This window comes from Brevibacillus sp. NPDC058079, assembly GCF_042885155.1.
In the GTDB taxonomy this organism is placed as follows: Bacteria; Bacillota; Bacilli; order Brevibacillales; family Brevibacillaceae; genus Brevibacillus.
This window is the reverse complement of record NZ_JBHVSO010000009.1, coordinates 18,849-40,375: the sequence shown is the minus strand read 5'-3', so window position 1 is coordinate 40,375 and position 21,527 is coordinate 18,849. Positions and strand designations below refer to the sequence as shown.

The 21,527-nt window shown below is 48.6% G+C and carries 19 protein-coding genes; 7 read left to right on the top strand and 12 right to left on the bottom strand.

What is annotated here, in order from left to right; genetic code table 11:
* The coding region (locus ACFVS2_RS24060; protein WP_390238395.1) for an LPXTG cell wall anchor domain-containing protein at positions 1-452 on the top strand (452 nt) is incomplete at its 5' end.
* 52 nt (positions 453-504) lie between these two features.
* Here ACFVS2_RS24060 and ACFVS2_RS24055 read toward each other — a convergent pair.
* A complete protein-coding gene (locus ACFVS2_RS24055) occupies positions 505-1,455 on the bottom strand; it encodes a lipase/acyltransferase domain-containing protein (protein ID WP_390238393.1) in 951 nt (316 codons plus the stop codon).
* Positions 1,456-1,717: 262 nt separating this feature from the next.
* On the opposite strand from ACFVS2_RS24055, the gene ACFVS2_RS24050 reads away from it, so the two are divergent.
* Positions 1,718-3,340, top strand: coding sequence for a family 10 glycosylhydrolase (locus ACFVS2_RS24050; RefSeq protein WP_173619918.1), 1,623 nt, complete (start codon positions 1,718-1,720; stop codon positions 3,338-3,340).
* Between the two features lie 74 nt (positions 3,341-3,414).
* Here the strand turns inward: ACFVS2_RS24050 and ACFVS2_RS24045 are convergent, their stop codons facing one another.
* From ACFVS2_RS24045 to ACFVS2_RS24035, 3 genes are all read right to left on the bottom strand, one after another.
* A complete protein-coding gene (locus ACFVS2_RS24045; RefSeq protein ID WP_390238749.1) occupies positions 3,415-4,380 on the bottom strand; it encodes an iron-hydroxamate ABC transporter substrate-binding protein in 966 nt (321 codons plus the stop codon).
* 174 nt (positions 4,381-4,554) lie between these two features.
* A complete protein-coding gene (locus ACFVS2_RS24040; protein WP_390238391.1) occupies positions 4,555-4,959 on the bottom strand; it encodes a hypothetical protein in 405 nt (134 codons plus the stop codon).
* Positions 4,960-5,170: 211 nt separating this feature from the next.
* Complete coding sequence (locus ACFVS2_RS24035) at positions 5,171-6,268, bottom strand: nitric oxide synthase oxygenase (RefSeq protein WP_390238389.1); 1,098 nt, start codon at positions 6,266-6,268, stop codon at positions 5,171-5,173.
* A 230-nt stretch (positions 6,269-6,498) separates the two neighbouring features.
* Between ACFVS2_RS24035 and ACFVS2_RS24030 the strand changes: the two genes are divergently transcribed.
* On the top strand, positions 6,499-7,359 hold the full coding sequence (locus tag ACFVS2_RS24030; protein ID WP_390238386.1) for an S-layer homology domain-containing protein: 861 nt from the start codon (positions 6,499-6,501) through the stop codon (positions 7,357-7,359).
* Positions 7,360-7,467: 108 nt separating this feature from the next.
* Here the strand turns inward: ACFVS2_RS24030 and ACFVS2_RS24025 are convergent, their stop codons facing one another.
* The 8 genes from ACFVS2_RS24025 to ACFVS2_RS23990 all read right to left on the bottom strand — a co-directional run bounded on the left by ACFVS2_RS24025 (position 7,468) and on the right by ACFVS2_RS23990 (position 15,999).
* Complete coding sequence (locus tag ACFVS2_RS24025) at positions 7,468-8,034, bottom strand: glycerol-3-phosphate responsive antiterminator (RefSeq protein ID WP_390238384.1); 567 nt, start codon at positions 8,032-8,034, stop codon at positions 7,468-7,470.
* A gap of 1 nt (position 8,035) precedes the next feature.
* Entirely contained in the window at positions 8,036-8,857 is an 822-nt protein-coding gene (locus ACFVS2_RS24020; protein ID WP_390238747.1) for a sugar phosphate isomerase/epimerase family protein, read from the bottom strand.
* 18 nt (positions 8,858-8,875) lie between these two features.
* Positions 8,876-9,679, bottom strand: coding sequence for a carbohydrate ABC transporter permease (locus ACFVS2_RS24015; protein WP_173621315.1), 804 nt, complete (start codon positions 9,677-9,679; stop codon positions 8,876-8,878).
* A gap of 12 nt (positions 9,680-9,691) precedes the next feature.
* The gene (locus tag ACFVS2_RS24010; RefSeq protein ID WP_007717821.1) at positions 9,692-10,579 is read right to left on the bottom strand and encodes a carbohydrate ABC transporter permease; all 888 of its coding nucleotides are present in this window, start codon (positions 10,577-10,579) and stop codon (positions 9,692-9,694) included.
* Positions 10,580-10,606: 27 nt separating this feature from the next.
* Positions 10,607-11,923 (bottom strand): ABC transporter substrate-binding protein, encoded by a 1,317-nt coding sequence (locus tag ACFVS2_RS24005; protein WP_390238379.1) that lies wholly within the window; start codon positions 11,921-11,923, stop codon positions 10,607-10,609.
* 25 nt (positions 11,924-11,948) lie between these two features.
* Positions 11,949-13,049: an ABC transporter ATP-binding protein gene (locus ACFVS2_RS24000; protein ID WP_390238377.1), complete on the bottom strand. Its 1,101-nt coding sequence runs from the start codon at positions 13,047-13,049 to the stop codon at positions 11,949-11,951.
* A gap of 61 nt (positions 13,050-13,110) precedes the next feature.
* Entirely contained in the window at positions 13,111-15,189 is a 2,079-nt protein-coding gene (locus ACFVS2_RS23995) for a glycerophosphodiester phosphodiesterase family protein (protein ID WP_390238374.1), read from the bottom strand.
* 21 nt (positions 15,190-15,210) lie between these two features.
* Entirely contained in the window at positions 15,211-15,999 is a 789-nt protein-coding gene (locus ACFVS2_RS23990) for an HAD-IIA family hydrolase (RefSeq protein ID WP_390238371.1), read from the bottom strand.
* A 370-nt stretch (positions 16,000-16,369) separates the two neighbouring features.
* On the opposite strand from ACFVS2_RS23990, the gene efeO reads away from it, so the two are divergent.
* The 4 genes from efeO to ACFVS2_RS23970 all read left to right on the top strand — a co-directional run bounded on the left by efeO (position 16,370) and on the right by ACFVS2_RS23970 (position 21,517).
* Entirely contained in the window at positions 16,370-17,269 is a 900-nt protein-coding gene (efeO, locus tag ACFVS2_RS23985; protein ID WP_390238368.1) for an iron uptake system protein EfeO, read from the top strand.
* Positions 17,270-17,273: 4 nt separating this feature from the next.
* Positions 17,274-18,551: an iron uptake transporter deferrochelatase/peroxidase subunit gene (efeB, locus tag ACFVS2_RS23980; RefSeq protein ID WP_390238365.1), complete on the top strand. Its 1,278-nt coding sequence runs from the start codon at positions 17,274-17,276 to the stop codon at positions 18,549-18,551.
* 27 nt (positions 18,552-18,578) lie between these two features.
* Positions 18,579-20,363 (top strand): FTR1 family iron permease, encoded by a 1,785-nt coding sequence (locus tag ACFVS2_RS23975; RefSeq protein WP_390238362.1) that lies wholly within the window; start codon positions 18,579-18,581, stop codon positions 20,361-20,363.
* 224 nt (positions 20,364-20,587) lie between these two features.
* Positions 20,588-21,517 carry a decaprenyl-phosphate phosphoribosyltransferase gene (locus ACFVS2_RS23970; RefSeq protein ID WP_007717841.1) on the top strand — a complete coding sequence of 310 codons (930 nt, stop codon included), beginning with the start codon at positions 20,588-20,590 and terminating at the stop codon, positions 21,515-21,517.
* Positions 21,518-21,527 lie beyond the last annotated feature (10 nt).

Below are 21,527 nucleotides of genomic sequence, written 5' to 3'. Positions count from 1 at the left end.
CGAAGCCTGAACCAAAGCCAGAGCCGAAGCCTGAACCTAAACCAGAGCCTGAACCGGAAAAACCAGAGAAACCGGATAAACCAGACAAACCGGATAAACCGGATAAACCTAGCAACCCAGATCAACCTGGCAACCCAGACCAACCTAGCAACCCAGACCAACCTGGTACTCCTGATGCAAACAACAACAACAACAACAACAACAACAACAACAACAACAACACTACGAACCCCAACACTTCAGGAGAGTTGAATCAAACAGGAAATACGACCAAACCAAACGATTCGGGAGCTGCCAATAACTCCAACGTCTTGGAAACCAACGAATCTCCATCTACAGGTAAAGTATTGCCTCAGACTGGAGAACAGGCTAACCCACTCCCAATCGTTGCAGGCATCGTTTCGATCTTGATCGGTATTTCGATCATGTATCGCAGAAACAGAAAAGCGTAGCTCATCTAAAGGACCAAGTCCAGGGATTTTCCCGGCTTGGTCCTCTTTTTCCCTACTCTAGCAATTGCCGGAGAAGCGGTTCACTTTTATATAAAATCTCCAGATGTGTCGCCTCTACGTAATAACGCTCACCTTCCAGCGCGAATACACTGTTTGCCATGACACTCCCATCCCCAGCGTCACTATTGATCGAGCCCACTACTCTTCCATCGACCCATTTATCGGGAGACAGCGAAGGGACTGTTCGCAGGTAATGAATCGTTTCGTGTCCAATGCCAGCTACCAGCGTGACGCGAATATTGCGAGCAGCGATAATCCCCATCGTTGCGTTCAAGAAGTCCATGTATTGATTTTTCACGACCATTTGTTCATAAGGTACGAAGGCTTCTACCCCCTGTTTTTTCTCCAGCAAATAATCGCCATATGCTGCTGACGGGGTGAGATCAAGGAGACTGGGAAAGTGTCTGTGAATAGCTTGTATACGATGAAAAGGGATGCTTTGCTCCAAATAGGCCAGATAAACATTCATGTATAGCTCTACGACATTTCTTTTGGCAGAAACGGAGCGCGGCAGCTTCCCTCCTGCCCAATAGCTGTAGGCGACAGGCGATCCTGCGTTGGGAGTCGCAAAAATGAGCAGCTGATCCACATCGTTTTGATAAAATTCGCTCTGGACATAGGATCTAGCAACAAGGCCCCCCATGCTATGGCAAATGAGATTGACATAAGGTGAACCTGTCGTTTGCTTCGCTCGCTCGATGACAGGTAGCAAAAAGCGCTCGGCTGAAATATCGATCTGCCTTCGCCAATCATAAAAAGCTACAAACAATTGTTCATTGAGAGGGTAACCCATTTTTCCAAGTAAACGGATAAATGGCTCGTAAGCCGTTCGGGCAAACCCGAAGCCCCAGTCACCTGTACCCGGAATAATTTGATCACTCATCGACCCAAACAGCCCCGGAACAAAAATAATCGGTGCCTTTTGCGCAAGAAAAAAACTCATGCTTGCACTCCTCTCCCTCCCTTTTGTCCCATGACCAGAAGGAAAACAACATATGCTTTTGCCTATGCCAGAGCAGCTTGGCTGGTTCCCTTGCTTCGATGAGTCTCGTCATTTTTTGCCGAAACTTCCCACCTGAGCGAAACAAAGCGATATAATAAAGCGTCAAACGTTTTAGAGGTAGTTCAAAAAGTAGTCGTCTTTTTGAACGCGCATAATAAGCCAAAATTTTAAGCAAATCTATCTTGTCGGAGGATTGGCAAAAATGAAAGTACGCAAGTGGTTTATGCTTTTGCTAATGTTCGTACTATGTATTCCAACGATGGGGATATCCGTGCAGGCCGCGCAGACATCCTCTAGCATCAGCATCTATTTGGACGGGCAACAAATCAAAAGTGACGTCGCTCCGTACATTATTCCAAAAGCAAACGTAACGATGGTCCCTATGCGAGTGATCGGCGAAAATCTGGGAGCCGAAGTAAATTGGGATCCAAAGTCCCAAACCGCAATGATCAGCAAACAAGATACCTTGTTGTCCATGACGGTTAATCAGAAGAACGCTCTCGTGAACAACAACAGCATCCCACTCGATGCTTCTGTTCAGAACAAACAAGGAAGAATCATGGTTCCGCTACGTTTTGTCTCCGAGCAGTTGGGCCTTGCGGTAAAATGGGAAGACAAAACAAGAACCATTCGCTTACAAAGCGGCAACGTCGCTACCATGACTCCGCCACCACAGGATGTATTGAGTGAAACTGGCGGAATGGAACCAAGCACACCTGTCGTGACAAACGGAGATTTGCGCGGGGTATGGATATCTACGGTCTACAACTTGGACTGGCCATCTTCCGGTTCTTACGCAAACCCAGCGAAACAGCAACAAGAATACATACAGCTGCTCGATGAGCTGCAAGCCATGGGAATGAACGCTGCCTTCGTGCAAGTACGTCCATCTGGAGATGCTCTGTACCCTTCTACACTCACTCCATGGTCGAGATTTTTGACGGGAACTCCAGGGAAAGATCCTGGCTACGACCCGCTTGCCTTTATGGTAGAAGAAACGCATAGACGCGGGATGCAATTCCACGCTTGGTTCAACCCGTTCCGTGCCACTACGGATGCAAAAACAGACCAATTGCCAGCGAATCACGTGATCAAGCAACACCCTGACTGGATTGTGAACGCAAACAAAAAGCTGTACATCAATCCGGGTGTTCCGGCGGCACGTCAGCAAATTATCAATGAAGTAATGGAAGTCGTGCAGCGCTACGACATCGATGGTGTCCATCTGGATGATTATTTCTATCCTTCCAATGTCGCCTTTGCAGACGATGCAGCTTTCAAGGCTTACAACAGCAAAAAAATCGTGTCCAAAGCAGACTGGCGCCGCGATAATATCAATCAGTTTGTTCAACAATTGAATCAGTCCATCAAGAGCGTCAAGCCTCACGTTCAGTTCGGGATCAGTCCATTCGGTGTATGGCGCAACAGCAACGTCGATCCGACCGGCTCCGATACAAAAGCTGGCGTTACTGCGTATGACCACATGTTTGCCGATGTGCGCACGTGGATTCAACAAGGATGGATCGATTATGTGACTCCGCAAATTTATTGGAGCTTTTCCTTCGCCCCTGCCCAATACGACAAGCTCGTTTCTTGGTGGGCAAACGAAGTACAAGGGACAAACGTCAAGCTCTACATCGGTCATTCCCCTTACAAGCTGGGAACGGCTGAAGCAGGCTGGCAGAGTGCCCAGGAGATTATCAACCAGTTGAATTACAACGCGATGGTTCCACAGGTTCAGGGCAGCATTTTCTTTAGTGCCAAGGACTTGCGGAAAAATCCATTAGGACTGCTCCCAGCTCTTAGCAGTTATTACAACCGCTAGATAAATAGATAAAACCCCCGAATACTCGTAGCAGAGCATACTTACTTGCTACATGTGTTTCGGGGGTTTTTCTTCTACGCTAATTTTTCTACAATGAACTTGAGTTGCGCTTCCAAGGAGATCGGGTCATTAAAATAGGAGCCTTTCTGATCAATCTGAAAAACCTTGTTATTTTTTACTGCCGACAAGCCTTTCCAAACGTTTGTACCGTATACACTCTCCGGATTGGCATCATCTCCGGACCATGCACTGGTAAAAATGTAGTCTCCCGCAAAGTCCGGCAGTGTTTCAAGCGAGACCTCCGCCCAACCGGTATTGCTATCAATGGTTTCTTTTTGTACGGCATTCGGAGCCTTCAACTGGAATTCGCCGTAAAGGATGTCTCCACCCCTTCCGAAGTTGTGCCCAAACGCATAGATCCCCTTGGCGTATGGCTGCAGAATCGAAACGGTTTTATCTCCTACCGCTGCTTGCACCTTGGGTTTTGCCTCAGCTATTTTCTTGTCCCATTCGGCAATCCACTCATTCGCTTTGTCTTCTCTTCCTGTCATTTTGCCAAACTCCCGCAGTTCTTCGCGGATTGGCTTCTTACCGTATTGAATCACTACCGTTGGAGCTATTTTGGTGAACTGCTCGATATTCTTATCCCCTTCAAACACAATAAGTAAATCAGGATTCATCTCCAGTACTTTTTCTATCGATGTTCCGTCGCCTACGCTTTCGATACCATCCAGCTTCCCTTTAAAATACGGGTTTCCCATAGCATGGTCCGTGATACCGATAGGCTTGATCCCCAGTGTCAGAAAATGTCCAACATAGCTGTCTGCAAGTATCACAGCCCTTTTTGGGTCCTTAGGAATTCTCACTGTGCCATTAAATGCCTGGTAGTTGATATATTCATTGTTACTCTCGTTAACTGAACTTTCCTGCACGGGTTGCGCAGTTGGATTAGCTGGTGCCTGTCCGCAGGCTGATAACATGCTGATCATGATCATAATAACGGCTACCATTATGATCTTATCTAAGCCTGATTTTCTCATTCTCAAAAGAACCTCTCCTTCACCAATACTTGAAATTGATAATCATTCTCGTGAATTTTAGCATAAAGAGCTAGCTCTGCCCATCTTTTTCGTTCTCCGAGATACCATTTACAATTCGTCACAAAAAAATGCCGCGAAGCATGTTCGCGACATTGGTAGCTTTATTTTTTTGGCTTATTTCGTTACTTTGTGAAGACCGAACAGCATGAGGACATCATTATCGTTGGTCTCATACTCTTTCACTTCACCTTTAAAGGAAGTTTCTTTGACAACAATCTTGCTGCCTGTCGCATTTGGTTTCATTTCAATCATATATGAAGATAGATTAAGATCATCTGCGTTGATACCTAACTTCTCGGAGAGATCTTTAACCGTAGCCTTGTGCTCACCTAGTTGACTGTCTTTAATGGTTACTGACTGGCCATCCTTAGAAAAAACGAATGCAATCGTTAGGTCTAGGTTACTTTTTTCCGCTACGTTTACTTTTGCATCTGCTGTTGTGGTTGCATACGGTATAACAGTACCAATCACCCCAGTAAGTAACAAAGCTGATGCAGTTGTCATCCATTTCTTTTTCATTGGTCTCGCTCCTTTTCATATCCTTTTTTATGTGCAAGTAAATCTCTTACTCTTTTACTTGCTAAATCTAGGGTAAGAGGAAATGTTAAAAAAAATCGTGGGGTAAAACTAAAATTTTCCTTAATTCATCGCGCATCTACGGTTCTCCGAAATACAATTCACAATTCGTCACAAAAAATGCCGCGAAGTATGTTCGCGACATGTGAAAGCCTTATTTTTTGCCGAGCTCCGGCTTGTCTTGGTAAAAGAAATTCGGCGTATGGTTTGTGTTATCGTACAGACTGTGGAAAATGTGGGTAGCTGTTCCGGAGATCGGTGGAACCAGCCATGTCCAGTCACCAGTAACGGCTCGACCACATTTCTCTTCTCTTTCCTCAAATCGCTTGAATTGCTGGCTCGCCGTATGGTGATCGACAATTGATACTCCTTTTTCCTTGAAGGAATGCAGGACGGCTACGTTCAGCTCGATGAGCGCTTTGTCTCTCCAAAGTGTCGCTTCCTTGCTCGTATCGAGCCCCATGACCTCTGCGACCTTTGGCAGCATGTTGTATCGCTCTTGGTCAGCGAAATTGCGTGCACCGATCTCAGTCCCCATGTACCAGCCGTTAAAAGGCGCGGCCAAATAGTCGATACCGCCAATCTCCATGCGCATATTCGAAACAATAGGAACCCCATACCATTGCAATTCCATATCAGCAAAGCCCGGCAAATCGGGATGCACGATCGGTACCTCCAAGACCAGCTCCTGAGGAATCTCAAAAAACTGCGGCGTCCGATCTCCAATTTGTACGACAAGCGGCAAAACGTCGTAGTTTGTGCCTTTCCCTTGCCATCCCAAGCTCTCACATAGCTTCGTCAGCGAAAGCGAAACTGGATCACCCAATACGCCGTACTCTGTCTCGTATCCCGCGTAGCGAATTAGCTGGTCATTCCAGATGCGCATGGGTGCTCTGCCTGCTACAGCAGGTGCAAAAACCGTGATGGTCGGGCGAATTTTCCCGTCATTGGTGGCAAAGTCGATGTGTCGGAGCATGGCCTGCGCCATCTCTTCTTCTGTTTCGACGTGCCGCTCATCTATCACAAGTAACGATTCCCAAAAGAATCGCCCAATACATCGATTGCTATTGCGCCAGGCCATTTTTGCTCCGTGCCGAAGCTCCTCAGCCGTATGCTCATAGTATCCCTGCTGATGAATCAGCTGTCGTACTTCTTGCAGCCGTTGCTCGGTTTCGTCCGTTGTCTTGTCCAGTTCACGATAGCATGTCCGGATAAATTGCTCTGCCGCTTCCATCAGTTGAATTAGTTCCATATTACCCTCTTTTCACGCTGAAGGGTGTCACTTCGCTGCTATTTTCTTCATCGTAGAATTTTGTTACTTACATTATAAAATTACTCTTGTGTGATTACCAATCATGTAGGCATATGGACACATATCTGTAAGAAACACGGAAGCATTCAACCTAACTGTAACGTCAGGGTCTTTTCACCGATGAATAAATATAGAACACCCAGAGAATGTCAAGAAAGGAAGGTAAGTACATGAAACGCATCATTCTCTTACTGGCACTTATTTTAGGACTAACGCCCTTTCAACAACCTGTAGCACTGGCAGCACCAGCATTTAAAGATGTCGATCCCAAGCAATATGGGTGGGCAATGGACGCTATCTCCTTCATGGTAGACAATGGGGTCGTCAGCGGCTATCCCGATGGAAGCTTTCAGCCCGGAAGATGGGTGGACAAAGCTGAAATGACGGTGATGATCTATCGCTTGTTTGATCGCTACAGACCTTTCGAGCCGAATGGTAACTACTATATCCCAGATTTCCAAATTGATCACTTTGCCGATGTGCCGAAAAACCACTGGGCCTATAAGGAGATCAGCTCAATCGTGACAATGGAATTGGAGAATGCCGTTTTTCTTTCTCAAAACGGCTACAACTTCTATCCAGATTCCAAGTTAAATCGCATCGGCACAGTCTACGTCCTCCCTGTTTGGTTGCTAGAAAGCTCATACGATATCGATGACCCTGCCGTGGTTCAGACGATTATGTCTATGCGTGATATCCCCATTATCATTGCTCCCGATACAGATTTACCGTCTAAAGTCGATTTACTATCAGATGGACGCTTTGACTTAGATGATGACGGGGAAAACCGGACGAACACACTTTTCCCTTTCATCGTCAAGAAAAAAGGGGACTTATATCACTTTGATACCTACAGCGTAAATACTGCGTTCAACATCGCCCTCTTGCAACAAAAAGGGATCATGACCGCATGGAATGGCGAATTCGAGCCGAACGAAATGTTAACCCGCGCAGAAGCAGTAACCATTTTGTATAGAATGTATCTAGATATGAAGGAATTAGGCAACCTGCACTTACACTCGAGCAAATAGAAGATCAAACTTGTTACCCAATAAAAACACCTCCACTTCCTCAATCGGCATGGAGGTGTTTTTATGCAGATGAAAAAAAGACAGATGCTTTCACACCTGCCCTTTCTCCTAAACCGTCATATGGTTCCACATCTCCGACTTACTCAACGAAACAGCATCTGCTCCACTCTTCAACGCTTCGTTGACCTGTTCCATATTCCAAATCAACCCGCCCAAAATAATCGGCTGCGCCAAATGCTCCTTGATATAAGAAATAATCGACGGCGCTATCCCCGGCATGATTTCAATCGCATCTGGCTGGTTTTCCAAGACGTTTTTGATGGTCGTCGTGAGAGAGGTTGAATCGATCAAAAAGACTCGCTGGATCGTCAGCATCCCTTCCTTTTTGGCCGCGCGAATCATCGGTCCTTTGGTAGTGACAATGCCCGTTGGTTGGATATAGGTCGACAAGAAACGAAAAGCCTCCTTGTCATTGGACAAGCCATTCATGAGGTCTGTGTGCAAAAAAATCGGCTTGCTCGACTGACGGATGGTTTCGGCTTCCTCCATCAGCTTGGTCAGCTTTCCGTACATCAAAAGGACCGCGCAAGCTCGAGACGCCATTGCCTCTCCCAAGCGATCCTGTTCGGTTGCCGCAATAACCGGATTCGTTTTCAAAATCGTTTGCATGTCCATGTTATTCGCCTCCTGCCCTCAGTAGCCGTTCAACACTTACCTCAGCGCAGCCAAGCTGCTTGGTCTCTACAACCCAATGACCCGCGAATCCATTGTCTTTTAAAAGTGACAGGATCGATGCGAACGGAATCGTTCCGTCACCCACTGCCAAATGGTCGTCCAGCTTGCCAAAGTTATCACTCAGGTGAAGAGCAGACAAATGAGGAAGTACCTCCCTCAATGCATCGATCGCATATCCCGGACGAATCAAATGGGCATGGCCCACGTCGTACACGATTCCCACGCGAGAGGATTGTACGTGACGGCATATACGCACGAGATCCTCGACGTTCCACCCCAGCACTTTAGGATAAGGGGGAACATTCTCGACCGTCAGTATGGTTCTATTCTCTGCGGACAGCTCGGAGATCAACACGTAGAGTGCCTGACTCACATTTTCCACACCTCTGGCACGCTCTGTTTCCGCGAGTCGGTCTTCTACCTCCCCCGCATGCATCACGACATGGGTGCAGTCGAGAAAGCTGGCAATCTCCAGGCAGCGCTTCATCGTGTCCATTGTTTGATCCCGGATTGCCCCTGCGTCCGCCGCCAGATTGCAGCCGCTAATCGGCGCATGAATCGACCAGGCAACCCCTCTCTCGTCTCCCAGCTGCTTCACCTCTTTCAACTGCTCCCAGGACCAGTCCAAGAGGTCGGCATGATTCTCTTCACACATAATCTCTATGCCCTTCCAATCATGGTGCAAAAGCTGAAAGATAGCATTGCGCAAGGACAGATCAAATAACGCATAAGTGGATACGGCAAACGAGCTTTTGTCTCTCATCATTCATGACCCTCCCTCTTATTTCACGCCGGAGTGGATGAAGCTGTTGATAAACTGCCGCTGGAACAACAAAAATGCCAGCAACAACGGAAAAATCACCATGACCGTCGCTGCACTTACCTCGGCCCACTGCGCCCCTGTCTCAAACGATTGGGCAAAAATCGCCAGACCGACCGTCAACGGACGATTTTCCACGGAATTCGTAATAATCAGCGGCCACATGAAGTTGTTCCAATGGTAGCTCACCGAGACCAAACCAAACGCAATGTAGGTCGGCTTCGCTAACGGAACGTACACCCGCCACAGAATCTGAAACCAGGAGCAGCCTTCCATCCGTGCCGCCTCCTCCAGCTCGTTCGGGATTGTCTTGAAGGTTTGTCTCAACAGAAAGACCCCGAAGGCAGAAGCGAAGTACGGCAGCATAATACCGATTTTGGTATCCAGCAAAGACAAGTCACGCAAGACGTTATAGTTAGGGAAAATCAAGATATCCGCTGGGACCATGAGCTGGACCAGGAACAGGACAAACAACACATCCTTTCCCCAAAATTGCAGCTTCGCAAAGGCATAGGCTGCCAGTGTAGCCGTAATAATTTGCGCCACCAAAATACCAGTCACGATCAAAAAGGTATTGATGTAGTACTGATCGAAGGGCGCTGCGTCCCACACCTTCGCAAAGTTATCGAGTGTAAAATCTGCACTGAGCGACCACGAAGTCGCTAGCTCCCTCGGACGAAAGGAAGTCCAGACCGCCCAAAGCAAAGGAAACAACCAGAGAACGGCCAAGCCGTACATTCCAACCGTTGTGATTTTGCGAAGCATCTGCCATCCCCCTTAGTTGTAATGAATCTTTTTATCCATACCAAAAAACTGAAAAGCAGCGACTAACAGCAGCAGCACGACCATGACAATCGTCAATGCCGAAGCCATTCCTTGATCCCAGAATGAAAACGCCGTCTCGTATATGTAGTACAGCAAGAGATTGCTGGCATTATCCGGTCCGCCTTTGGTCATGATCACCAAATGGTCTACCAGCTTGAAAGAGTTAGTGAAAGCGATAATACTGACAAACATCGTCGTTGGCATGAGCAGTGGAAAGGTAATGCGGCGAAAAACCGTCCACGACGATGCCCCTTCCATGGAGGCGGATTCGTATAGCTCCTGCGAAATGTTTTGCAGCCCCGCCAAATAAAAGATCATGAAATAGCCCGCTTCCTTCCAAATGACCATGAAGATCATCGCCCACATCACATTTTTCTGATCGCCGAGCCAGTTCATGTCGCCTTTTCCGAACCACTCCATCACATGACTAAGCGCTCCGTACTCCGGTGTGTAAATAAACAACCAGATGTTCGCCACTGCAATCATCGGAACAACTGTCGGGTAAAAATAAGCCGTGCGGATAAAGCTCTTCCCTCGTAATGCCTTGTTGGCGAACAGAGCCATAGCTAGCGCGAGAGCCACACTCGTCGGTACCGTTCCGATGGCAAACCAGATATTATTGGTCAGCACCTTCCAAAACACTTCATCTTCCACCATTTGTTTATAATTATCTATCCCGTTAAAAAACGGCTCTGGAGAACCCAGATCCGCTTGATGAAAACTGAGTATGAACGTTTGTATAACCGGATAGAAGGTAAACAACAGCAGGAAGATGAGGGAGGGAAGGAGCAAGAGCCAGGCGTACATGTTCACTTTCCATTTTGCGCGTAGTTCCCCCATTGTCGCTCCCCCATTGCCTTGCTTGATTTATTTGTTGAATGGCGCCAGCATCTTGTCCGCTTCTTCCTGCGCTTTTTTCAATGCTTCCGCAGGCTCAGATTGACCAGTAATCACGGATTGCAGTGTGTCGTTCAAGAGCTTTGTCACTTTGCCGTTATTGTGTGTAGACAGCTCAGCATGACCGTATTCCAGCTGGTCGCGAGCTACTGCTGCTGCCGGGAAGTCCTTGACGTATTGCTTCATAGTCTCTTCTTCGTAAGCAGATTTGCGTGTAGCAACATAACCCGTATCGACACTCCACTGAGCAGCGCGCTTAGGCTCGGTCATAAAGCGAATGAATTTCCATGCCGCTTCCTGTTTCTTTGCATCCGTTCCCTTGAACATGTAGAAGTTACCGCCACCTGTCGGGCTGCCGTAGTTCTTTTTCGCTGGCAAAAATGCTACGCCAAAATCAAACTTCGCGCTTTTCTTCACGTTCGTCAGGTTCCCTGTCGTGTGGAACATCATCGCCGTTTTGCCTTCCAAGAAATCAGAAGGTACAGTCGCCCACTCGTTGACGCCCTCAGGCATGACTTGATGCTTTTTGGACAAATCTACCCAAAATTGCAGGGCTTCTACATTTTCTGGCGTATCAAAAAACACTTTTTTCCCATCTTCGGACATCAAGTTCTTGCCGTTTTGCAGGGCCAGCGCTTGGAACATCCAATACGTGAAGCTCGAGGAAGGAATCTCGACGCCGTAGCGTCCGTCCTTTTTCAATTTGGCAGCGTACTGAACCAGCTCGTCCCATGATGTCGGTGGTTTTTCCGGATCAAGACCGACTTCCTTGAACGCGTCCTTGTTGTAATAGAGCACGATGGTGCTGCGTTGGAATGGAATGCTGTATGTCTTGCCGTCTACTTGGGAATTCGCCAAAAAGCCCGGGAAGAAATCTTTTACGTATTCGTTGCCGCCATCCTTGGCAATGAAGTCATCTAACGGAAGGATTGCATCCATGTCCATCATCGTATGTAGCTCAGTGGAGAGCATCACCGCTACGTCGGGAGGAGTTTTGCCCTGTACAGCTGCCTGTACTTTTGTCGTCGTATCCTGATAGCTGCCCGTATACACTGGCTTGACTGTGATATCTGGGTTTTCTTTGTTAAATTCTTCTGCCATTCCGTCCACGATCTTGGTCAAAGGACCGCCAACCGCAACCGGATAATAGAAGGACAGCTCTGTTTTGCCTGACGAATTGGCTCCTTTTGCCGCGTTGTTCGTGGACGAAGAATTGCCACTGGAGCAACCCGCGATCAGACTCATACTCATGACGACCGCAAACAAGCTTTTGACAACTTTACGCATCGCAGTACCTCTCCCTTTTCTTTTCTCAATTGGTCGTAACCGCTAGATTTTTTCCTGTTTCTCCATCAAACACGTTCACCTGAGCTGGATCAAAACGAACATGCATGGTTTCGCCTCTTTTGCAGTGCCATTGCCCGTTCCATTTGGCCTTCCACAGCTTGTCTCCCACGGTGAATTCCACAATGGTCTCAGAACCGAGAATCTCTACTCCCTGCACGGTGACAGGAAGTTGGCAGGAAGCATCCACAGTTTGCCCTTCAAGGGCGGGCTGCAGTGACTCTGGACGCAGACCAAGAACGACCGGGGTCTGGTCCTTGATACCGTTAAACTTAGGAAGCGGCAAAAAATGCTGACCTGCCAGCTCAATCCCTGCTTGATCGCCAGCCCGCCAAATGGCAGGTACCGTATTCATCGGGGGCGCCCCCGTAAACTCCGCCACGAACAAATTCGCTGGATGGTTGTAGACGTCGAGCGGTTTGCCGACTTGCTGGACCTCGCCGTCGCTCAGGACCATCATGCGGTCCCCCATTGTCATCGCTTCCACCTGATCGTGTGTAACGTAAATCATCGTGATGCCCAGCTCTTGCTGCAAGCGACGGATTTCCGTGCGCATGTGCCCGCGCAGCTTGGCATCCAGATTGGATAACGGCTCGTCCATCAGGCAGATAGGGTGCTGACTGATGATAGCCCGTCCGAGTGCAACACGCTGTCGTTGTCCCCCGGATAATTCCTTCGGCTTGCGTTGCAAAAGATGCGCGATGCCCAACATCTCCGCTACACGCTCCAACCGCTTGCCCTGCACCGCTTTGTCTACTTTTCGAACCTGCAAACCAAACAAAATATTATCTTTTACCGTCAAATGCGGATAAAGTGCGTAATTTTGAAAGACCATGGAGATGTTTCGCCCACTCGGAGGGACTTGATTCATCGGCCTGCCGCCAATCAACAGCTCTCCCGTGCTGATCTCCTCCAGCCCGGCAATCATGCGCAGTGTGGTTGATTTCCCACAACCAGAAGGCCCTACCAGCACGAAAAATTCTCCTGGTAGAATACGAGCACTCACTTCATTGACTACCTTCTGGCCCCCATACATCTTGGAAATGCGCCGCAATTCCACTTCAGCCACGACTTTCCCCCCTGAACCTCTCGCTGTTTTTTACGTATCACTCGACTATAACAATTGCTTACTAAGGTAATATTTGGGTATTGTAAAGTTTTTGCGCATAGTCCGTAATAATTCCCCCGACTCCAGCCTCGGTTGCCCGCTTCATATCTACTTCCTCGTTAACTGTATACACGGTCAAAATGATTCCCCGATGCTTAGCGAATCGGATTAGCTCTGGCGTGACAATCTGATGGTTGATATAGTATTGGGCATTCAGTTGAACCGCGTCTGTTATCTGCTTTTCGGCATACTGTTCCAGCTGTTCCTTTGGCTTGGTCCCGCTCAAGGTAAAGCCCAGTCCCAATTCCGGATCGAGCTTGGCAAAACGCTCCAATACTTCTGAGCTGAAGCTGCTGACAATCACATCTTCAACCATGTCGTGCTCCTTAATGACCTTCGCCATTTCCTTTTCGTACCCAATCCCCTTTGCTTCCAGAATGAGCACTGCTTTGCCCTTGGCCGCTTCCAGCAATTCATCCATGGTAGGAATGACAGCATCGGTAATCTCAGGCTGGTACCAGGAAGGATTTGCTGGATCGAGCTTGTTCGCGTTCAATTCGCGCAGCTCCTTCAGCGTGAAATCCTTTACCTTCCCTGTCCCGTTGGTGGTACGCTCCAGATCAAAATCGTGGATCAGGACAAGGTGGCCATCCTTTGTTTTGTGGACGTCTGTCTCGATAATCTCCACACCCAACTCCATCGCTTCTTCAAAGGCGTACATCGTGTTTTCCGGCTTTAAGGAAGGGATACCTCGATGCGCCATGACCATCGGGGGTTGCGTGATGCTTTTCTCTGGGTACGCAGCAAGCAGCTCATGTACCTCTTTTGGGTCGTGTGAGACAACCCCGGCCACACCCATCTCGATCATTTCACTTGCTTGGCTCTTGTTCGCCCGATCAATTCCCCACACGGACAACCCGCGATTGCGGAAGTAGCGAATGACCTCCTCCGTCATCGCAGTTTGCGAGAGAACGATCACATTGGAACGACTGCTCCTGGCTGAGCGTACGAGCTCCTTTTGCTTCTTTTCGTTCAGCTTGCCGTCGATATACACGAGGGCACCACGGTATTCATTATTTTTCTCCCGCATCTCTTGGACGATTTCCGGTCGGGAAGACACAATGTGCACATCAGAGAGATTCTCTTTCTGGAGCAGGCGATCGACCTCCGCTACCAATTTCTTGTCCTCGATATGAATCACCGGGATCGCCTTGCCCTTGATCTGGTACAGTACCTCGTCCAGCGATGTGCCGTCCTGGGTGACGACTCCGTTCTTCCCGGATTTTTTCACCGGAATAAAAATGGAAGACGCTTCTGCTTCCAGAATCGCATCGATCTCGGACTCCTTGTCGTACATGGCAATCACCGTCGGCGGAAGGACAATTCCAGTCTTAGGTTCAGGGACAATCAGCACGTCGTCTTTCAGATCAGAGACTGGAATCTTGTCTTTTCGGGCATTCGGTCCAAACAACAACTCACCAGGGGTCGGCTTGGGCTGATCGACAAAATCTCTGGACGCATCATTCGTATCCTTTTCCGTCAGGCGTTCCATCGAATGTCCGCCAGCTACTCCCGGATGAGAGGTGACTCCCGGAACCTTCGCATCCATATAAGCCATCGAATCCACCACATTGTAATCAGGATCCATCAGAATGACGTGGTCACCGCCATTCGCCAAATAAATGCTGCCTGTCGCCCAATCCGTCGGCAACAGCTCAGGGACGTCCTCCATGGAATCGAACAATTCAAAATCAGGCGTGACGTCATGGCGTTCCACGATTCCGTCGGCATAGCGAGAAATGAGAATCGTCTGGTAAGGCTCAATCATGGTGCCTTCCGGAAACGCATGCATCCCTTCATTTCCTCCACGCTTTTCCTCGTCGCCGATCATGTAGCCACTCAAATCAATCGGATCGTTGGAGATATTGGTGATTTCGATAAACTCGCCTGTGCTTTCATCAAAAAGGGGATCATTGACAACTTCTGTAATGAGCAAGGTTTTGCTCACCGCGCTTTGCGCCATCGCGGGCATACTGCCTGTCACCAGACTTGCTGCCATTAGTGACCACAACCACTTTTTGCTGCTCTTTCCCAACTCCATCTCCCATGCCTCCTCGTTTTCCTACTCGACTTGCACCATGGCTTCCATCGTCGGAAGGATGTAATCTGGCTGAATCTCGGTGGCTTCCAGTTCCCGACTGGTCGTCACACCTGTCATTACCAGCGCCGTTTTCATGCCGCTGTTTTTCCCAAGTAAAATGTCTGTCTCCAAACGGTCGCCCACCATGACGCATCTTTCTGGCTGCACATGAAGCTGTTGAAAAACCTGATCGGCGTAGTACCGGGACGGCTTGCCAGTCATCGCCCAGACAGAGGCTCCGCCAGCCGTTTCAATCGCTCTCGCCAACGCCCATGTATCAGGAATGGCACCCCCTGGGACCGGACATAACGGATCGGGGTTCGCTACGATCAGGTGGGCTCCATTTCGCACAGCGTCAGCAGCTTGTTGCAGCTTTTCATACGTAAATGCTCGGTCCATTCCGACCAATACATGCGTAGCTTCCTCCGCATCTTGCACCTGCTTTATATGAAAGCTCGCAATCTCTTCCTCCAAGGCAGGCTCCCCAACAATCAGGGCACGCGCTTGCTCCGCATTCTCTTGAAGATACAATCCCGCGGCATAGGCAGCCGTCATGATTTCTTCCCGCTGAGCAGCCAATCCGAGCTTCTGGAGGCGAGTCTGACAAGCTGTTCTTGTCTGTACCGTCGTATTGGTCAAAAACATGATTTTTTTCTGCTTCTCCCGCAGCGCGGCAAGTGTCTTTTCCACCCCAGGAAGCAGTTCATTCCCAAGAAAAATCGTTCCATCCAAATCAAAAAAATACGCATCGTACCTATCTGTATCTAGCAAATCCCCTGCTCGCTCCTTTCATTCGAAAACACAAAAAGCCCTCATACACGGCAATAGCACAAAGAAACAAACCGAACAAACGGTCTTTTTCGAATCTATTGCTGTATGAGGGCTTTCTCCACGTCTCGACCCACTTACAGACGTTATTCATTTGGTTGATAGCTCGATCATAACAAGTCATTGTTAAGGGATTGTTGAGCTACTTTTGGTTTTTTGTGAACAACGCCAAAACTAACCAGTGATCGTTAGCCAAAAAAAGATTGCAAACTGTCTAAGAAAGAGTAAAATTCTTTGTGGATGATAATGATATTCATTATCGACATATAATCATATAATTATGCACTCATATTAGATGAAGGGATGTCTTTTCATGATTCAAAAATGGAGTTATCCACTCGCCGCAGTTGTTCTCGGCTCTTCCTTGCTCGTCGCTTGTGGAAACGCACAAACACAAACCGAAGAGAAAAAACCAGAAGCCGCTCAGCCTGACAAGCCTGCCGCTGCTGATCAGTCTGCGACAGCGAGCACTGCTTCTGCTCCTTCTCCTGAGCTGCAAGCCTCTATTGATCAATACCGAAAATGGGTCGTCGACCAAACCGATCAATTCGTAAAAGCAACAGAAAGCTTCACCACCGCCGTTAAAGCAGGCGATATGGAAAAAGCGAAAAAGGAGTATGCTCCAGCCCGTGCGTACTTTGAGAAAATCGAGCCTATCGCGGAATCTCTCGGCGATTTTGACCCGTGGATCGATGCCCGCGAAGGCGATGTGCCTGAAAACGAATGGCGCGGCTATCACAAATTGGAGAAAGCACTCTGGGAAACCAAATCAGTTGCTGACCAAGGAAAAGTGGCGGATCAGTTGCTGCAAGATGTGAAGCAGCTCCGCGTGAAGGTAGAGAGCGTTGAAATCGATGTGCCTATGCTGGTAACCGGTGCGGTTGAGCTCTTGAACGAGGTATCGACGAGCAAGGTGACTGGTGAGGAAGAACGCTATTCTCATACGGACTTGTACGATTTCGCTGCAAACGTGGAAGGCGCTCACGAAATTTACAAAGTATTGAAGCCTGCTGTTACGGCTAAAGACTCTGCTCTTGCAAATGAAATTGAAGCTCGCTTCGCTGATTTGGATAAAGCACTCGCACCATACCGCAAAGGCGACGGCTATGTGCTGTACACCGAGTTGAAGGAAGACCAGGTGAAAAAGCTGAGTCAGTCCCTCGATGCATTGGCTGAACCATTGTCCAAAATGGGTACGATCGTAGGAGGCTAACAAGATGAATGACAAGCATCTCGCAAACACCACAGCGAACAAATTCACACGTCGAGAAGCTCTAAAGTTGGCTGGTGTCGGGGGGATTGGACTGCTGTTGGGGGCAACTGGGGTCAATACACTTTTGCCCTCTCCTCCTAAAAATGAGCAGACAAGTGCCACTCCGACCGGCGCAGATGAGGTCATTCCCTTTTATGGCAAGCATCAGTCCGGGATCATTACACCTATGCAGGATTTTATCTGCATGGGTGCTTTTGATTTGACGACGACCTCGCTAGGGGATGTCCGCAAGCTGTTTCAAAGCTGGACGCAGGCAGCAGCACACATGACCGCCGGCAAAAACGTTGATGACGAGAGCGATAACGCCCTTCTTCCTCCTATCGACACGGGAGAAGCCATGGGCCTGCGCCCGATGAAATTGACGATCACATTTGGACTTGGCGCTTCTTTCTTTGACGAGCGCTTTGGTCTTGCAGCCAAACGCCCAGCTCCCTTGGTCGATTTACCACGCTTCAACAGCGATGAAATGCGAAAAGAATGGTCGGGTGGCGATATTGTCGTGCAGGTCTGTGCCAACGATCCACAGGTCGCCTTCCATGCTCTGCGGAACTTGGCCCGGATCGCTCGAGGCAAAGCTGTCCTCCACTGGCTACAGGAGGGCTTCCAGCGTACCAGCGCATCCGACCCGACTGGCTCCACACCACGGAATCTGATGGGCTTCAAGGATGGCACGAACAATCCGCCGGTGAACGACCCCGCTACCGCAAATGAGGTCGTCTGGGCTCACACTGCTGAAAGTCCTGCGTGGATGGCAGGCGGAAGCTACATGGTCATGCGTCGAATCCGCATGCGGATCGAGGTATGGGATCGCTCTTCCCTCACCGATCAGGAGAATACATTTGGTCGTCATCGGTTAACTGGAGCTCCTCTTGGCAAAGCAAATGAGTTCGACGAGCTGGAGCTGGATCGCAAGGATGCCAAGGGCAAACCCGTTATGCCTGTGGATTCCCATGTCGCCTTGGCCCATATGGAGGGCAAGGTGAAAATTTTGCGACGCGGTTACTCTTATTCGAGTGGAATGGATCTCAAGACTGGTCAGCTCGATGCTGGGCTTTTGTTCATTTGCTACAATCGTGATCCGCGTAAGCAATTCATTCCGATGCAACAAAAGCTCGCATCCGTCGACCTGCTCAATGAATATATCACCCATGTCGGCAGTGGTTTGTACGCCTGTCTACCTGGTGCAAGTGAGGGCGGATACATCGGGGACACGCTTTTTTAACCAACTACCTGGGATGGAGTGAACACCTTGAAACGCTATCTGTTTATCATTTGTACCTGCATGCTGCTATGGACATCTGCTCTGTCTGCCGCTGTAGCCGCGCCGCTGGTGCCAGAGCAGCTCAAGCAAATGATCGCCCTCTCTAGCGATGCCTTGATTAGCAGTGGAGATAACAACTGGGAAGAAGTAGCTAAAGCGATCAGCAGTATGAAGAGCATCTGGGAAGGCAATTCGGAAGAAACCTCCGCAGATGCACAAGCATTGACGCAAGCAATCGTGGAAGCAGAGCAAGCCCTTGCCCAAGCGAAGGCGAATCCTGACACTGCAAAGGCAGCCATCTCCAATCTGGCAAAAGCGACGGATCGTTACGTCTCGTCCAAAGAAGAAGGCGGTCAACCAAAAGAAAGAGCACACAAGCAAATTGCGGCATTGCTACCGCTCTTGCAAAACAGCATGACAGCCATCACGGAAGGCGATCTGGCGAAAGCCAAGCAATCGTACAACAGCTTCGTCACCGGCTGGTACAAGGCAGAGGGTCTTGTGCGAGCGGAAAATGCCGCAATCTACGGGGATATGGAAATCAAAATCAGCAGTGCACGCATTGCCTTGAATACAGAACCACCAGACCCTAAAAAGAGCGCAGAGAAAGTACAGGCACTCATTTCTACCGTGGACAATTATTTGTCAGGAAAAGCAGTCCAACAGGCCGCTGCGAATCCTTCTTCTGAGCAGCCCACCATCTCGTCTCTACTGGAACTCCTTGCATCGATAGAAACAGATATCGCCAATCAGGATGCAACCGCTGCTTCTGACAAAATGGAGACCTTTATCACCTCTTGGCCCTCTGTAGAAGGCGTGGTCATGACCAAATCACAAGCTACCTACAGCAGTATCGAAGCCAAGATGGTCGCCGTCCCGACACTCATCCTGTCCAATCCCCCGCAATGGGAAAAGGCGACGGCTCATCTTGCGGAAATGAAGACAGAGCTGGCGCCATTTGCGACAGCATCCTCGTACACCGCTTGGGATGCGGGACTCATCTTGTTCCGAGAAGGACTGGAGGCTATCTTGATCATCGTCTCTCTGCTTACTGTCCTGAACAAGTCAGGTAATGCCGACAAGCGCAAATGGATTTGGTCTGGGTCCATTGCCGGGATCGTAGTTTCCGCCATTCTTGCCGTCATTCTCAGTTTCGTTTTCTCCAACCTCTCCACAGGCAACTCGCGAGAAACGATTGAGGGAGTAACCGGACTGATTGCCGTCTTCTTTATGGTAACAATCGGTGCCTGGTTGCATAAGAAGTCCAATTTGCAGGCATGGAATCAATTTGTCGAGAAATCTATCGGCTCTTCTTTGGCAAAAGGAGCTCTATGGTCACTCTCATTCACCGCCTTTCTCGCTGTCGCCCGCGAAGGGGCAGAAACGATTATCTTTTATATGGGGATGGCCGCTACGATCTCCATGACAGACCTGGCGATTGGCATTTTGAGCGCGCTTATCGTCTTGGCCGTGATTGGCTTGGTCATCATCAAGCTCAGTGCACGCATTCCGGTTCGTCCGTTCTTTTTTGTAGCCAGCCTCTTGCTCTACTACATGGCGTTTAAATTCGTCGGCGTCAGCATCCACGCTTTGCAGGTGACGGGAAGCTTATCTGCACACAGCAGCGATTACTTGTTGTATGCACCGACTCTCGGCATTTACGCGAGCTGGGAAACGACGATCCCGCAATTGATCATACTCGTGATCGTTCTCTTCAATTTGTTTCTGTATTCTCGAAAAAGAGCCGCCACTTCTATTCCGCGGGTGAACTAAAAAAGAGAAAACCTGAAAAACGCAGCTCCATCACGAGGGCTGCGTTTTCTTGTAAACCCTGATATTATTTTTGGCAATCATTCTTTATCGCAAGTTCACAGTTTTTCTGTTATCCTTAAATTTTTATGGAGGAAGTTATGTTACCATATTACAGGTGTAACCTTCTTTTTACATTTTCCGTCATTAGAAGGTACAAGATTCGATATATAGGATAGGGGTTAGATATGGGGGCAACATCAAATTCTGTTAAAGTTGACGTCAAAACAACGCCACGCGTTCGACAAAATATGGTCTACCTATTAGTGAAGCAGCTTCGTCCACATCAATGGACGAAAAATTTGCTGGTCTTTGCTGCCTTGCTATTTTCCTTGCACAAAGTAAGTCCGGATGTCATTGGAAAATCAGTGCTGGCCTTCCTGCTGTTTTGTTTTGTATCCGGCTGTGTCTACATCCTCAATGATTTTGTCGATATCAAAAATGACCGAAATCACCCGGAAAAACAGTTCCGGCCCATGGCTTCTGGTGCATTACCGCCCGCGCTCGCATTAGCATTCGGTGCGTTTTTGCTACTGGGTTCCCTTTTTAGTGCTTATTACTTTGACCGATTATTCGCGCTCGTACTGCTCGTTTACTTTGTGCTCAACGTCGCTTACTCGCTGAGGCTGAAGCATGTGGTCATTCTGGACGTCATGATTATTTCAGCCGGTTTTGTTTTGCGTGCCATCGGTGGAAGTCTGATGATCCAAACGCCGTTCACGCCGTGGTTTTTGCTCTGTACGATGCTGCTCGCACTGTTTTTGGCCATCAGCAAACGTCGCCACGAGTTGATTTTGTTGCAGCAGGATAAAGGAACGCATCGCAAAGTGCTCGACAGTTATTCGTCCGAATTGTTGAATCAGTTGAATACGATTGTTACGACTATGACAATCATCAGTTATTCCTTGTTCACTTTTACATCAGGACGCACGATTCACTTGATGTGGACCATTCCGCTCGTGATCTTTGGTATTTTCCGTTACCTGTATTTGATCACCGTCGCAGGTCAGGGCGGCAGTCCGGAAAAAGTTTTGTTGCAGGACAAGCCGATTCTCATTACGGTGTTCCTGTATGTCGTCATGGTGGCCGGGATTATTTACGTATTTGAATTTAAATAAGGAAGTTCAA